The following is a 13992-nucleotide window of genomic DNA, read 5'->3' as shown; positions in this document are numbered from 1 at the left end:
AAGCGACGCCCATGCTCCGGTCCGACCTCGAGGAGCGCCTGCGCGACCGGTACGAGGACGACGGTTACCTCCACCCCGCGTACGACTCGTTTTGCTTCGCGAACGTCCCCCACACCGTCGCGTCGATCCTGGGTGCCGATACGGGACGGACGCTCCCCGACGACGCGCTGTCCGGCGTCGAGACGGACGTCGAAAACGTCCTCGTCGTCCTGCTCGACGGCCTCGGACTCAACCGCTGGCGGAGCGAGCGCGACGTCCCACTGCTCGAGCGGCTGACCGATCGGGGCACCGTCACCCCGCTGACGTCGGTCTACCCCTCTGAAACCGCGGCGGCGATGACGACCTATCACACCGGCGCGCTGCCGGCCGAGCACGGCGTGATCGGCTGGAACGTCTACGAGCCGACCGTCGGCACCTCGTTCCTCTCGCTACCCTTCGTCGACAAGGCGGGGAATCCGCCCGCGGGCCTCGAGCCCGAGGACGTCGCCGACGCCGAGCCGTGGGTCGCGGACCTCGATGGCGCGGTCGACGTCCGCTACGTCACGGGCTACCCCGAGCACGAGGCGTACGCGACGAACCACGAGTACGAGGCCCTCGAGGACCTCGGCCCGACGCTCATCGAGGCTCTCGCCGCGGCTGCGTCGCCCTCGTACGTCTTCGCGTACGTGCCTCACGTCGACGTCGCCGCCCACCAGCACGGGACGACCTCGCGATCCTATCGAGAGACGCTCGAGCGAGCCTGCGGCGAACTCGCGGACGCGCTGGCGACCGTCGACCCCGAGACGGTCGCGGAAACGCTGGTGCTCGTGACGGCCGATCACGGCCACGTCGATACCGATCCCGACCGTAACGTCGACTTGACGGAGTTCGACGTCCTCGAGGAGAGCCTCGCACGCGGCCCCGACGGCGAGCCGATCCGTTACGCGGGGAGTCCGCGCAACGTCCACCTGCACCTGCGGGAGGGGACCGTCGAACGAGTCCGCGAGGAACTGACCGAGCGACTCGATGCCCGGATCTTCCGGCGCGAGACGGTTCTCGAGAAGGGGCTGTTCGGCGACTGCGAGCCGTCGGCGACGTTCGAGCGCCGGCTGGGCGATCTCGTCGTTACCCATCGCGACCTGGGCGTCTGGTACGGCGGCGCACACGAGCCCGCGGAACTCGAGTTGATCGGGATGCACGGCGGGCTCAACCCCGACGAGATGCTGGTGCCGCTGGCGGCGTGTCGGCTCTCGCAGTTGCTCGAGTGAGGCCGTCGACGGGAGCGATCGGCGGCGGCCGGCAGTCGTCGGGCGCTACACCCGCTCGCGAAGCCGCGTCGCGAGCCCACTCGCGCGCTCGTCGTCCAGTTCGTCTCGTCGGAGACCGAGCGAGATGTCGTCGTCATCGTAGCGAGGCAGAAGGTGGACGTGCGCGTGCTCGACCTGGCCGACGATCGGCCCCGTGGAGTAGAAGACGCTGAACCCGTCGGGCTCGAGAAGTCCTTCCATCGCCGCCGAGACGGTCCGGACGGTCTCGAAGACCGCGGCGTTGGTCTCCTCGTCGGCGAGCAGATCCTCCCGGTGGGCCGTCGGCGCGACGAGCGTGTGCCCCTCGCAGGCGGGGTTCTCGTCGAAAAACGCGATCGTCCGCGCGTCCTCGGCGACGACGTGAGCGTCCGTCTCGCCCTCGATAATTCGACAGAACGGGCACTCCTCGTCCATACGCGCATCCCTCAGCGCGGGGAATTAACGATTCCGCCGCGTTTCGGGGCCACGAACTGCGCTCGGAACGGGAGATTGCAAAACCTAAATGCCAGGCCCTCCCACGGAAGGGTAATGAACGGCAACTCGTTCGGTCGCCTCTTTCAGGTGACCACGTTCGGCGAGAGCCACGGGGAGGCGATGGGCTGTACCGTCTCGGGCTGCCCCGCCGGCCTCGAGCTCTCGGAGGAGGACATTCAGGAGGACCTCGACCGCCGGAAGCCGGGCCAGTCGATGATCACGACCTCTCGAGGCGAACCCGACGCCGTCTCGATCAAGTCGGGCATCCAGGACGGCTACACGACCGGCACCCCGATCGGGATGGTCATCCAGAACAAGGACGCCCGCTCGGGTAAGTACGAGCCCTTCATTACCGCACCGCGGCCCAGCCACGGCGACTTCACCTATTCAGCCAAATTCGGCACGCGCAACTGGGGCGGCGGCGGCCGCTCGTCGGCCCGCGAGACCGTCAACTGGGTCGCGGCCGGGGCGATCGCGAAGAAGCTCCTGGCGCGCGAGGGGATCGAACTCAAGGCCCACGTCAACCAGATCGGCGACGTCGAGGCGCCCGAGGTCAGCTTCGAGCAGATCAAGGAATACAGCGAGGAGAACGACGTGCGCTGTGCCGATCCCGAGACCGCCGAGAAGATGCAAGACCTGATCGAGGAGTACCAGGAGGAAGGCGACTCCATCGGCGGCTCGATCTACTTCGAGGCCCAAGGCGTCCCCGTCGGCCTCGGCGCGCCGCGGTTCGACTCGCTGTCGGCGCGGCTCGGCCAGGCGATGATGGCGATCCCGGCCACGACGGCCTTCGAGTTCGGCCTCGGCCGCGAGGCCCGCGAGTGGACCGGCAAGGAGCGCAACGACGACTGGGAGTTCGACGACGAGGGCAATCCGACGCCCGTCGAGAACGACCACGGCGGCATCCAGGGCGGCATCTCGAGCGGCGAGCCGATCTACGGCGAGGTGACGCTGCACGCGCCGACCTCCATCCCGAAGCCCCAGCAGACGGCCGACTGGGAGACCGGCGAGATCAAGGAGGAGCAGGTCATTGGCCGCCACGACCCCGTGCTGCCGCCCCGCGGCGTGCCGGTCGTCGAGGCGATGCTCGCGCTGACGCTCGTGGACTTCATGCTGCTGTCGGGCCGGATCAACCCCGACCGGGTCGACGACCAGCCCGGCGAGTACGACACGGACTACCACCCGAGCAACCCGCGCAACGAGTAGCGAAACCGCGAGACGGCGCCAGATGTCCTCTCGAGGCGCACGAGGCTCGTACTAAGTAGCGCCGTAATCCGTCGCGGGTTCGAGTCCACGCCGATCCGGTGATCGCAACAGCGTGCCGAACTACTAACCCGTCAGCCGCCGTTGACACGGTATGCGGGATTTTCATATCCACTCGAACTACTCCGACGGCGAGAACCTCGGCGAGATGGTCGGCGCCGCCGAGGCGGCCGATCTCGAGGGCGTCGGCTTCGCGGACCACTGCAACGTCTCGTCGCGGGACCGCTTGGAGCGGATGCGCGGACGCTACGGCTTCAACCTCGATCTCACCTACGAGCGACGCCGACGAGCGATCGAGCGGTTGCGCGAGCAGCGGTCGATCGAGATCTACGACGCGGTCGAGATGGACTACGACCCTCGCGACGCGGACGCGATCGCGGACTTTCTCGAGGAGGCCGACTTCGACTACGCGATCGGGAGCGTCCACGCCGTCGACGGCGGCAACGTACAGGTGCCCTCCAACTTCGCCGACCTGTCGGACGACGCGCTCGACGACGTCGTCGACGAGTACTTCGATCACCTCGTCTCGCTGGTGGAGTCGGAACTGTTCGACGTCGCCGCCCACGTCGACCTGATCGAGCGCACGGGATCGCTCCGGGGGCGGGCGACCACCGACCACTACCGCCGCGTCGCGCGGGCGTTCGCCGACTCCCGGACGGTCCCCGAGATCAACGCCGGGCGCGCGCTGACCGACGAGGGGATCGTCCATCCCACCGACGAGTTCCTCGAGATCCTGCGCGAGCACGACGTCGCCGTCACCGTCGGGACCGACTCCCACGCGCCCGGCGAGATCGGCGATCGCGCCGACTTCCTCGAGGACTTCTGCGCCCGCGAGGGACTCGAGCCAGCCGCCCCGCCGTCGCTCGCCCTCGAGTAGCGCTCGGCGACGGTCTTCGTTTCGTGTGAGTTCCGTTCGAAGTGAGGGATACTCGGCTGGTACCACATGGTGGTGGATGCTAGCACATATACCGGATGATGTTGTACGCCAACTCGTCGCATGGCAGAGTACGACCTCGAGACCGAAGCGGGACGACGGGAGGCGTTGCGCCGGATGTTGACCATCCGCGCGTTCGATGAGGAAGCAGGGGATCGGTTCGCAGACGGCGAAATACCAGGGTTCGTCCACCTCTACATCGGTGAGGAGGCGGTCGGCGTCGGCACCTGTGCGGCGCTGGATCCGGACGACTACATCGCGAGCACCCACCGCGGCCACGGCCACTGCATCTCGAAGGGGCTCGATCCGAAGTACATGATGGCCGAGCTCTACGGCAAGGCCGAGGGCTACTGCAACGGTAAGGGCGGCTCGATGCACATCGCGGACGTCGACGCCGGCATGCTCGGCGCGAACGGGATCGTCGGCGCCGGACCGCCGATGGCGACCGGCGCGGCGCTGTCGATCGACTACGACGACCGCGATCAGGTCGCGGTCGGCTTCCTCGGCGACGGCGCCGTCGCGCAGGGCCAGACCCACGAGGCGATCAACCTGGCCGCCACGTGGGACCTGCCGGCGATCTTCGTCGTCGAGAACAACCAGTACGGCGAGGGGACGCCCGTCGAGAACCAGCACAACGTCGACAATCTGAGCGACACGGCCCAGGCCTACGACATTCCGGGACTGACCGTCGACGGGATGGACGTCACCGCCGTCGCGGAAGCCGTCGCCGAGGCGCGCTCTCGAGCGCGGGCGGGCGACGGGCCGACGATCGTGGAAGCGAAGACGTACCGCTACCGCGGCCACTACGAGGGCGACGAGGAGCCCTACCGCGACGAGGACGAGATCCAGCGCTGGAAGGACCGGGATCCGATCGACTCGTTCAAGGAGCGACTGATCGAGCGCGGCGAACTGACCGACGACGAGTTCGACGAGATGCGGGCCGAGGCCGAAACGACGATCGAGGAGGCCGTCGAGTACGCCCAGGAGGCCGACCAGCCGCGGCCCGAGGAGGCCTACGAGGACATGTTCGCCGAGACGCCGCCGGAGATCGAACGATTTGCAGAGGCAGCCAGGACCAGGGCCGACGGCGGCCGCGACCGTCAGGGAGGTGATCAGCCATGACCGCACACGCTGAACCCGAACGCGAACTCGAGACCGAGACCGAGACGATGACCGTCCGGGAGGCCATCCGCCAGGCGCTCCGCGAGGAACTCGAGCGCGACGAAGACGTCTACCTCATGGGCGAGGACATCGGCCAGTTCGGCGGCGTCCTCGAAGTGACCGGCGGCCTCTGGGAGGAGTTCGGCGACGAGCGCGTCCGCGACACGCCGATCAGCGAAGCGGGCTTCATGGGCGCGGCCACGGGCGCCGCGGCGACCGGCACCCGGCCTGTGGTCGAGCTCATGTTCTCGGACTTCGCGGGCGTCGCGATGGAGCAGATCATGAACCAGATGGCGAAGATGCGCTACATGTTCGGCGGGAAGGCCGAGATGCCGGTCACCGTCCGGACGACCGAGGGCGGCGGCATGGGCGCCGCCAGCCAGCACTCCGGGACGATCCACTCCTGGATCGCGCACTTCCCGGGACTGAAGGCGGTCGCGCCCGGAACCGCCGCGAGCGCCAAGGGGCTGACCAAGGCCGCGATCCGCTCGAACGACCCGGTCTTCGTCTTCGAGAACAAGATGATCTACGAGCAGGAGGGGCAGGTCCCGGTCGACGAGGACTTTACCGTCCCGCTCGGCGAGGCCGCCGTCGAGCGCGAGGGCGAGGACGTCACCGTAGTCGCGACCCAGCGGCTCGTCGACGAGTCGCTCCAGACCGCCGAGAGCCTGGACGGCGACGTGAGCGTCGAGGTGATCGACGCCCGCTCGCTGTACCCGCTCGACGTCGAGACGATCGCCGAGAGCGTCCGGAAGACCGGCCGGCTCATCGTCGCCGACGAGAGCCCGCTCTCGTACGGCACCCACGCCGAGATCGTCGCCCGCGTCCAGGAGGAGGCGTTCTTCAGCCTCGACGCGCCGATCCAGCGGATCGGCACGCCGGACACGCACATCCCATTCAGTCCGCCCCTCGAGCAGGAGGTCCTGCCCTCGGGCGACGACGTCCGCGAGGCCATCGAGCGGGTGGCGTGATCGAATGGGGTCGGCCGTACCGAGCGTCGGCCTGATCGTCAACCCGGCGGCCGGCCGCGACGTCCGCCGCCTCACGGGCGGCGCGAGCGTCGTGGACAACCACGCGAAGCGGCGGGTCGCCGCGTGCGTCCTCGACGGGCTGACCGCGGTCGCCGGCGACGGCGAGTGCGGCCGTGATCGCACTCTCGAGGTGCTCGTCATGCCCGACCGTGCGGGGATCGCCGACCGCGCGCTCGAGGACGCGGCGGACGCCGAGACGCTCGAGGCGACGACGCTCGAGACGCCGATCGAGGGGACGGCGGCCGACACCCGCCGTGCGGCGGCCCGGTTTCGCGACGCGGTCGACGCCGCGGTCGTCCTCGGCGGCGACGGGACGACGCGGGACGCCGCGTCCGAACTCGGCGACGTCCCGCTGGTCTCGGTGTCGACGGGGACGAACAACGTCGTTCCCGCCACCGTCGACGGCACGGTCGCCGGCGTCGCGGCGGCGCTGGTCGCGACCGGCGCGGTGTCGACCGACGAGGTGACGACGCGCCACGGCACCGTCGAGGCGCGGGCCGAGACCCCGACCGGCGAGCGGGGGCTGACCGGCCTGGCCGCCGCGGAAGTGTCGGCGCAGTCGTTCGTCGGAACGCGGGCGCTCGTCGATCCGGCCGACCTCCGGGGCGGGGTCGTCTCGCGGGCCCACCCCGGCGACATCGGCCTGCCGGCCGTCGCGGGCGCGCTCGAGACCGTCGCCCCTGACGAACCGGGCGGCGTCGCCGTTCGACTCGCCGATCCGGAAGCCGCGCCGCGAACCGTCCGCGCGGTGCTGGCGCCCGGCGTCACGACGACCGTCGGCGTCGAATCGATCGAGCGACTCGAGCCGGGTGAGTCGGTTCAGTTCGACGTTCCCGACGGCGTCGTCGGCGCCGACGGCGAGCGCGAACTCGAGTTGACGGACGCGACGGTCGAACTGCGCCCGACGGCGGCGGAGGCGGGCCCGCGACTCGTCGACGTGCGCGCGGCGCTCGAGGCCGGAACGCGGGTCGGGGCCTTCGAGGGCGCCGTCCCCGAGGAGCGCCGCGAGACGTAGGCCGTCGGGCCGACACGACCAACACAAAGTATTACTTCGACGTCGTGGTAGCGAGGGTCGCCACCATGGTGGTAGATAACATTCCACATACTGGCGTCGAGATTCCGGAACTCTCCCAGGTCGCGTTCGTCGTCGAGGACATCGAGGACGGAATGGACCGATTCGGCTCGATCCTCGGGATCGGCCCGTGGGAGGTCTACCGGTTCGAGCCGCCGACGCTCACCGACCGAACCTACCGCGGCGAGCCCCACGAGTACTCGATGGTGCTCGCGCTCGCCCAGCTCGGGGACACGATGCTCGAGCTGATCGAGCCGCTCGAGGGGGAGAGCATCTACACGGAGCACCTCGAGGAGCACGGGGAAGGGCTCCACCACGTCGCTTGCTTCGCCTTCGACGATCCGCACGCGGTCGTCGAGGAGTTCGAAGACGCCGGCCTACCGGTCATCCAGAGCGGCAACTACGGCGGCACCGAGTACTGGTACTTCGACACGGCCGACGAACTCAACGGCGCGATCTTCGAGACCGCGGCGAACGTCGACGCGATGCCGGAGCCGGATCGGACGTACCCCGAGTGACGGCCTCCTGGAAGCGGCGTCTTCAGAGCCGCTCCCAGGAGAGATTCAGTTCCAGGTCCTCCCGGAGCATCTGGGAGACGTGACAGCCCCGCTCGCCGAGGTCGACGATCCGGTCGACGGTCTCGTCGTCCTCGTCGGTCGCGAGCCGGATCGTCGCGGTGACGTCCTCGACCGCCCCCTCGTCGGGCGTCGCGTCCACGTCGACCCGGATCTCGTCGACGGCCGTGTCGCGTTTGTTCGCCTGGTACCTGGTGCTCAGCGAGAGACAGGAGGCCAGCCCACCGAGGGCGACGTCGACCGGCGTCGGGCCGGTCTCCGTACCGCCGTTGGATTCGGGCTCGTCGTAGGTCCACTCGAAGGAGCCGGCCTCGATGCGACCCCGCATGCCCTCGGGGTTCGTGGCCGTGACCGACCGGCCGGGCATCTCCGTCTCCGCTCCGCCGGCGGTCCCGCTGTCGGCCGCCTCGGCGACGTCCTCGGGCAGGAGCGGCCACGGATTTTCGACGTGATCGACGAGTGTCTCGAGGAAGCGGGCGGCGTCCGCACCGTCGACGACGCGGTGGTCGAAAGAGAGGTCGAACGGGAGGTGGCGACGCCACTCGACGCCATCATCGTCGCCGCGGGTCGGCCGCTCCTCCATCGCGTCGACGCCGAGGATCGCGACCTGCGGCGGGTTGATGATCGGATCGAACGACTCGACGCCGAGGACGCCGAGGTTCGTCACGGTGAAAGTGCCGCCCTGCAGGTCGTCCATCGTGTAGTCGCCGCTCGTCGCGCGTTCGACGAGCGTGCGGCGGTCGTCGGCGATCTCGGCCAGCGACTTCGAGCCGACATCGGACAGCACCGGCGCGATGAGCCCCTGCTCGACGTCGACGGCGATGCCGACGTTGTGCTCCTCCCACAGCTCGTGGACATCGTCCTCGAACGTCGCGTTGAACGCCGGGTGTTCCTCGAGGGCCGCCGAGATGGCCCGCAGGAGGACGTCCTGGACGGAGACGTCGGTATCGAGGGCGTCGTCGGCGGCCGCGGCGGCGGTCGCCAGCGCCTCGGCGTCGGCCTCGCGGTGAACGGTGACGTGGACGGCCTCGCGGTAGCTCTCGCCGAGCCGCGAGGCGATGGTCTGGCGCATGCCGTCGAACGGGCGCTCCTCGGCGAGGGTGCGCGACGCGCCGGCGGCGTCGGCGGTGGCTCCCTCGTCCGCGGCGGCGGCCGCTTCGACGTCGTCTTCGGTGATGGCGCCCTGATAGCCCGTCCCCTCCACCGTCGCGAGATCGACGCCGAGTTCCTCGGCGCGGCGGCGGGCGCGCGGCGAGGCGTCGACGTCGGCGGCCGATTCCCCGTCGCCCTCGGCCGCCGCCGCGGCCCGTTCGACGTCGTCCTCGGTGATCGAGCCCTGGTATCCCGTTCCCTCGACCGTCGCGAGGTCGACGCCGAGTTCGTCGGCTCGCTCGCGCGCTCGAGGCGACGCCCTGAGTTCGTCGGCCGTCTCGGCGCCGCTTCCCCCGGCGCGTTCGGCGCTCGCCGCGGCGCCGGCGCCGTTCGCCGCCGCTTCCGACTCGGAACCGCCGCCCACATCACCGGCGCCCGCAGCGCCCTCGGCCGCGGCGGCGTCGCCCTCGAGGTCGGCTTCGGCCTCGGCCTCGAGGTCCGCGATGTCCGCCTCGGCCGGCGCGACGATGCCGATGGGCGTCCCCGGCGGGACGGTTTCCCCCTCCGAGAGATACGTCTTCCTGAGGACCCCGTCCTCGCGGGCGTCGACCTCGCCGACGCTCTTTTCGGACTCGATTTCGGCGACGAGATCCCCCTCCGACACCGACTCGCCCCGCTCGACGTGCCACTCGAGCAGTTCTCCCGACTCCATTTCGAGCCCCAGCTTCGGCATCCTGACGATGTATCCCATGGGGAAGGGTATCACAACCCGCGTGTAAAAGGTATCGTCGCCGACCCCGCCGGAATCGCCGCACGCGGTGGCGGTGGACGACTGCCGCGCTCGTGACGGGAGATATATATCGCACCTCATACTTAATACACTACTATTAAAATTATCTATCATGAGTTTATTTCGCGCTACTGTCAATCCTTCACGAAAGATCCTTGGTAATCTATAGCAAAGGCTTTAGGTTCGGTACGGCAAAATCTCGGTACGGTTGGCCCACCGGCCACTGATTTACCTATGAGCGACGACGAACTCATCTGGCGAATCGCAGGCGGTTCCGGAGACGGGATCGACTCGACGAGCCAGAACTTCGCGAAGGCGCTGATGCGCTCGGGGCTCGACGTATTCACGCACCGCCACTATCCGTCGCGGATCCGTGGCGGCCACACCTACGTCGAAATCCGGGCCACAGACCACAACGTACAGTCACGGGGGGACGGCTACAACTTCCTGCTCGCGCTGGGCGACTCGTTCGCCCGCAACCCGCAGGAGGAAGCCTACTACGGCAACGAGGAGATCAAGCCCCTCTCGGAGAACCTAGATGACCTCCGCGAGGGCGGGGTCATCGTCTACGACGAGGGCCTCATCAGCGAGGAGGACGTCGAGGCGCTCGACCTCGAGGCCCGCGCCGAGGAGAACGACTGGCACGTCTACCCGGTCGACCTGCGCGGACTCGCCAAGGAGCACGGGCGCGAGGTCATGCGCAACACCGCCGGCGTCGGGATCACCGCCGCCCTGCTCGAGATGGACCTCGAACACATCGAGGACCTGATGGCGGACGCCATGGGCGGGGACATCCTCGAGTCCAACCTCGATATCCTCCACGAGGCCTACGAGATGGGCCAGGACCTCGAGTTCGAGCACGACCTGCGCGTTCCGGAAAGCGAACACGAGACCGAGCAGGCGCTGCTGTCCGGTTCGAACGCGATCGCCTACGGCGCCATCGACGCCGGCTGTCGGTTCATCTCCGGCTACCCGATGACGCCGTGGACCGACGTGTTCACCATCCTCAGCCAGAACTTCCCCGAGATGGGGGGCATCTCCGAACAGGTCGAAGACGAGATCGCGGCCGCGGCGCTCGCGGTGGGCGCGAGCCACGCCGGCGTCAAGGCCATGTCCGGCTCCTCCGGCGGCGGGTTCGCCCTGATGAGCGAACCGCTCGGCCTCGCCGAGATGACCGAGACGCCGCTGGTGCTCGTCGAAGCGATGCGCGCCGGTCCCTCGACCGGGATGCCGACCAAGCCCGAGCAGGGCGACCTGGAACACGTCCTGTACACGAGCCAGGGCGACTCCCAGCGCGTCGTCTTCGCGCCGGGCAACATCGAGGAGGCCTACGAGCAGACCCGGCTGGCCTTCGACATCGCGTGGGACTACCAGATCCCGGTCATGCTCATCTACGACCAGAAGCTCTCCGGCGAGAACACCAACGTCGACGTCGAGTTCTTCGACCGCGAACCCTCGCCGGACCTGGGCTCGACGCTGACCGAGGAGGAGCTGAAGGAAGCCGCACACGACAACTCCGGGAAGTTCAAGCGGTTTAACTACGAGGACGCCGAGGACGGCGTCTCGCCGCGCTCGCTGCCCGGCCAGAAGGGGGGCCGTTACCTCGCGACCGGTAACGAGCACAGCCCCGTCGGCCACATCAGCGAGGACCCGGACAACCGCGTCTACCAGATGGACCGGCGCCTCGAGAAGCTCGAGTCCATCCGCGCGGAACTCGACGAGGAACGCGAGTCCAACCAGACCTACTTCGGCGACGAGGAGGCCGAGTACGGCATCATCACCTGGGGCTCCTCCCAGGGCGCCGTCGAGGAGGCCGTCGAACGCCTCAACGACCAGGGCTACCGCGTCAAGGGTATCGGCGTCTCCGACATGATGCCGTTCCCCGAGCAGGAACTGACCGAGTTCCTCGAGAGCGTCGACGAGGCGATGGTCGTCGAGATGAACGCCAGCGCGCAGTTCCGCGGGCTCCTGCAGAAGGAACTGGGTCGCTTCGGCGAGAAGCTCACCAGCCTGCTCAAGTACAACGGCAACCCCTTCGAGCCCGCCGAGATCGTCGAGGGCTACGAGGTCAACATCGCCGAGGAGGACCGCGAACCGACCGCACAGGTACGAATCGAACCTGCTGCAGGTGACTAACAATAAGTGCATTCAACGCAATCGGTGAGGAGCGAGAGATCGACCGGGACGAGTTCACCCCCGGTGTCGAACCGCAGCCGACCTGGTGTCCGGGCTGTGGCGACTTCGGCGTCCTGAAATCGCTGAAGCAGGCGCTGCCGGAAGCCGGCAAGACGCCCGAGGAAGTGCTGACCGTCACCGGGATCGGCTGTTCCGGCAAGCTGAACAGCTACCTTGACACGTACGGCTTCCACACGATCCACGGCCGCGCGCTGCCCGTGGCTCGCGCCGCGAAGCTGGCGAACCCCGACCTCGAGGTCATCGCCGCCGGCGGCGACGGCGACGGCTACGGGATCGGCGGCAACCACTTCATCCACACGGCCCGCGAGAACCACGATATGACCTATATCGTGTTCAACAACGAGATCTTCGGGCTGACGAAGGGCCAGACGTCGCCGACGAGCCCGAAGGGCCACAAGTCCAAGACCCAGCCCTCGGGTAGCGCGAAGACGCCGATCCGGCCGCTCTCGCAGTCGCTGACCGCCGGCGCGAGCTACATCGCCCGCACCGCCGCGGTCAACCCGAACCAGGCAAAGGAGATCATCAAGGAAGCCATCGAGCACGACGGCTTCGCCCACGTCGACTTCCTGACCCAGTGTCCGACCTGGAACAAGGACGCCCGACAGTACGTCCCCTACATCGACATCCAGGAGTCGGACGACTACGAGCACGACATCCACGACCGCGCCGAAGCGGCCGAGATGATGCGCGAGACCGAGGACGTCCTCAACGAGGGGACCGTCCTGACCGGTCGCTACTACGTCGACGAGGACCGTCCGTCCTACACCGAGGAGAAGCGCGCCGTCGGCGAGATGCCCGACGAGCCGCTGGCCGAGCGGTACTTCGACGACGACGCCGAGTGGGAGCGCAGCTACGACCTGCTCGACCGTCACAAGTAACGCCGATCGCCGGTAACGGCCGCGATAGCCGATAGCGGCGATCCGCTAGCCGCACCTCGAATCCCGCGTCGGCCGAGTCGGATCGGCTTCGATGTCGAATCGGTTTCCGACGCGTTTTTTGACGGACCTACTCCTCGAGCGGCGAGTCCCTCGAGTCGCCGCACCGAGCGACGGTGGCGGTCGGCGCCCCGGCGGTCAGTCGCCGCGGTAGCCGACCCCGCGCGCGATCAGTTTCGTCGCGTAACTCAGCGCCAGCAGCGCGACGAGGAGGCCGCCGAGCGCGTAGGGATGGAAGCCGTAGACGGCTTCGCGGATCGCGTACAGGACGACCAGCGTCCCCATCAGCAGCGCCGTCGCGCCGACCCACCGCGAGACGTAGGCCGGATCGACGTCCCTCGACTCGTCGTAGTCTGCGTGCAGATCGGCCCGGCCGCGGAGCCCGATCAGGTAACCGAGATAGAGGATCGCAACCCCGCAGACGAACCAGACGGCGCCGCTGACGTAACTCGGGTCGACCATTCGAACGTCCCGACCTGCGGCCAGCGGGCGAATAAGTCCGGCGATGACGCGGTCAGCCGCCGTATCGGGGACGTTTATCCCCGATTCCAGCTCGACTTCCGATAGGAGATTCGACGTTTTCGTATACAAAAGATATTTTTCCGCCGGAGCAAAAGAGACTACCATGAGTACACAGGCTACGGAAGATCGCATCCTCGAGGTTCTCGAAGAGGATGCACAGGCCTCCTACGCCGAAATCGCCGAGCGGGCGGGGGTGTCGAAGCCGACGGTCCGCAAGTACATCAACCAGCTCGAGGAGGAGGGCGTCATCGTCGGCTACTCCGCCGACATCGACCCGAAGAAACTCTCGAGCAAGACCATCGCGATGGTCGGGATCGACGTCGCGAGCGAACGCTACGTCGAGGCGACGAAGGCCCTGAAGGACTTAGAGGAGATCGAAGCGCTGTACAGTTCCAGCGGCGACCACATGCTGATGGCCGAAGTGCGCGCCGAAGACGGCGACTCGCTGGGCGAGATCATCTCCGAGGACCTCATGGAGATCGAGGGCGTGACCGCCGCCCACCCGTCGTTCCTGCAGGAGCGGTTGAAGTAAGCGCTCGCGATTCCGGCGTCGACCGTCGCGTTCGCCGCGCTCGCCGCCCACTCGCAGCCTGCGACCGTCGCTTGGCTGCCGAATGCACGTCCTCGCGAGCCGCATCCGGGATGTCGATCGAACTAGAAC

Annotated in this window: 13 protein-coding genes; 10 read left to right on the top strand and 3 right to left on the bottom strand. The window is 68.2% G+C overall.

All coding sequences use genetic code 11. The features are described from left to right. Positions 1–11: 11 nt before the first annotated feature. The gene (locus ACYQ26_RS11735; RefSeq protein ID WP_459809081.1) at positions 12–1247 is read left to right on the top strand and encodes an alkaline phosphatase family protein; all 1236 of its coding nucleotides are present in this window, start codon (positions 12–14) and stop codon (positions 1245–1247) included. 45 nt (positions 1248–1292) lie between these two features. Here the strand turns inward: ACYQ26_RS11735 and ACYQ26_RS11730 are convergent, their stop codons facing one another. Then, complete coding sequence (locus ACYQ26_RS11730) at positions 1293–1700, bottom strand: HIT family protein (protein WP_459809080.1); 408 nt, start codon at positions 1698–1700, stop codon at positions 1293–1295. 114 nt (positions 1701–1814) lie between these two features. On the opposite strand from ACYQ26_RS11730, the gene aroC reads away from it, so the two are divergent. The 6 genes from aroC (at position 1815) to ACYQ26_RS11700 (ending at position 7739) form a co-directional block, all read left to right on the top strand. After that, positions 1815–2966 (top strand): chorismate synthase, encoded by a 1152-nt coding sequence (gene aroC / locus ACYQ26_RS11725; protein ID WP_459809079.1) that lies wholly within the window; start codon positions 1815–1817, stop codon positions 2964–2966. Positions 2967–3117: 151 nt separating this feature from the next. Then, positions 3118–3900, top strand: a complete 783-nt coding sequence (locus ACYQ26_RS11720) for a PHP domain-containing protein (RefSeq protein ID WP_459809078.1) — start codon at positions 3118–3120, stop codon at positions 3898–3900. 120 nt (positions 3901–4020) lie between these two features. Beyond that, positions 4021–5079, top strand: a complete 1059-nt coding sequence (locus ACYQ26_RS11715; protein WP_459809077.1) for a thiamine pyrophosphate-dependent dehydrogenase E1 component subunit alpha — start codon at positions 4021–4023, stop codon at positions 5077–5079. Beyond that, a complete protein-coding gene (locus ACYQ26_RS11710; protein WP_459809076.1) occupies positions 5076–6089 on the top strand; it encodes an alpha-ketoacid dehydrogenase subunit beta in 1014 nt (337 codons plus the stop codon). The genes ACYQ26_RS11715 and ACYQ26_RS11710 overlap by 4 nt, the downstream gene beginning before the upstream one ends. Positions 6090–6093: 4 nt before the next feature. After that, positions 6094–7164, top strand: coding sequence for an NAD(+)/NADH kinase (locus ACYQ26_RS11705; protein WP_459809075.1), 1071 nt, complete (start codon positions 6094–6096; stop codon positions 7162–7164). 65 nt (positions 7165–7229) lie between these two features. Then, complete coding sequence (locus tag ACYQ26_RS11700) at positions 7230–7739, top strand: VOC family protein (RefSeq protein ID WP_459809074.1); 510 nt, start codon at positions 7230–7232, stop codon at positions 7737–7739. Positions 7740–7761: 22 nt separating this feature from the next. On the opposite strand, the gene ACYQ26_RS11695 is transcribed toward ACYQ26_RS11700, so the two are convergent. After that, a complete protein-coding gene (locus tag ACYQ26_RS11695) occupies positions 7762–9639 on the bottom strand; it encodes a 2-oxo acid dehydrogenase subunit E2 (protein ID WP_459809073.1) in 1878 nt (625 codons plus the stop codon). A 273-nt stretch (positions 9640–9912) separates the two neighbouring features. On the opposite strand from ACYQ26_RS11695, the gene ACYQ26_RS11690 reads away from it, so the two are divergent. Both ACYQ26_RS11690 and ACYQ26_RS11685 read left to right on the top strand, forming a co-directional pair. Next, the gene (locus ACYQ26_RS11690; RefSeq protein ID WP_459809072.1) at positions 9913–11814 is read left to right on the top strand and encodes a 2-oxoacid:acceptor oxidoreductase subunit alpha; all 1902 of its coding nucleotides are present in this window, start codon (positions 9913–9915) and stop codon (positions 11812–11814) included. Positions 11815–11816: 2 nt separating this feature from the next. Then, positions 11817–12752: a thiamine pyrophosphate-dependent enzyme gene (locus ACYQ26_RS11685; protein ID WP_459810746.1), complete on the top strand. Its 936-nt coding sequence runs from the start codon at positions 11817–11819 to the stop codon at positions 12750–12752. 195 nt (positions 12753–12947) lie between these two features. Here the strand turns inward: ACYQ26_RS11685 and ACYQ26_RS11680 are convergent, their stop codons facing one another. Further along, a complete protein-coding gene (locus ACYQ26_RS11680) occupies positions 12948–13271 on the bottom strand; it encodes a hypothetical protein (RefSeq protein ID WP_459809071.1) in 324 nt (107 codons plus the stop codon). A 163-nt stretch (positions 13272–13434) separates the two neighbouring features. On the opposite strand from ACYQ26_RS11680, the gene lrpA1 reads away from it, so the two are divergent. Next, positions 13435–13863, top strand: a complete 429-nt coding sequence (lrpA1, locus tag ACYQ26_RS11675; RefSeq protein ID WP_459809070.1) for an HTH-type transcriptional regulator LrpA1 — start codon at positions 13435–13437, stop codon at positions 13861–13863. Positions 13864–13992 lie beyond the last annotated feature (129 nt).

The organism is Halopiger thermotolerans (genome assembly GCF_054654555.1).
Note: the sequence above shows the minus strand (reverse complement) of the source record. Positions and strands in the feature narration are given on the sequence as shown.

Excerpts from the sequence above, each read along its gene's own strand:
- ACYQ26_RS11735 (WP_459809081.1), top strand. The coding sequence starts at position 12 with ATGCTCCGGTCCGACCTCGAGGAGCGCCTGCGCGACCGGTACGAGGAC.
- ACYQ26_RS11730 (WP_459809080.1), bottom strand. The coding sequence starts at position 1,700 with ATGGACGAGGAGTGCCCGTTCTGTCGAATTATCGAGGGCGAGACGGAC.
- aroC (WP_459809079.1), top strand. The coding sequence starts at position 1,815 with ATGAACGGCAACTCGTTCGGTCGCCTCTTTCAGGTGACCACGTTCGGC.
- ACYQ26_RS11720 (WP_459809078.1), top strand. The coding sequence starts at position 3,118 with ATGCGGGATTTTCATATCCACTCGAACTACTCCGACGGCGAGAACCTC.
- ACYQ26_RS11715 (WP_459809077.1), top strand. The coding sequence starts at position 4,021 with ATGGCAGAGTACGACCTCGAGACCGAAGCGGGACGACGGGAGGCGTTG.
- ACYQ26_RS11710 (WP_459809076.1), top strand. The coding sequence starts at position 5,076 with ATGACCGCACACGCTGAACCCGAACGCGAACTCGAGACCGAGACCGAG.
- ACYQ26_RS11705 (WP_459809075.1), top strand. The coding sequence starts at position 6,094 with ATGGGGTCGGCCGTACCGAGCGTCGGCCTGATCGTCAACCCGGCGGCC.
- ACYQ26_RS11700 (WP_459809074.1), top strand. The coding sequence starts at position 7,230 with ATGGTGGTAGATAACATTCCACATACTGGCGTCGAGATTCCGGAACTC.
- ACYQ26_RS11695 (WP_459809073.1), bottom strand. The coding sequence starts at position 9,639 with ATGGGATACATCGTCAGGATGCCGAAGCTGGGGCTCGAAATGGAGTCG.
- ACYQ26_RS11690 (WP_459809072.1), top strand. The coding sequence starts at position 9,913 with ATGAGCGACGACGAACTCATCTGGCGAATCGCAGGCGGTTCCGGAGAC.
- ACYQ26_RS11680 (WP_459809071.1), bottom strand. The coding sequence starts at position 13,271 with ATGGTCGACCCGAGTTACGTCAGCGGCGCCGTCTGGTTCGTCTGCGGG.
- lrpA1 (WP_459809070.1), top strand. The coding sequence starts at position 13,435 with ATGAGTACACAGGCTACGGAAGATCGCATCCTCGAGGTTCTCGAAGAG.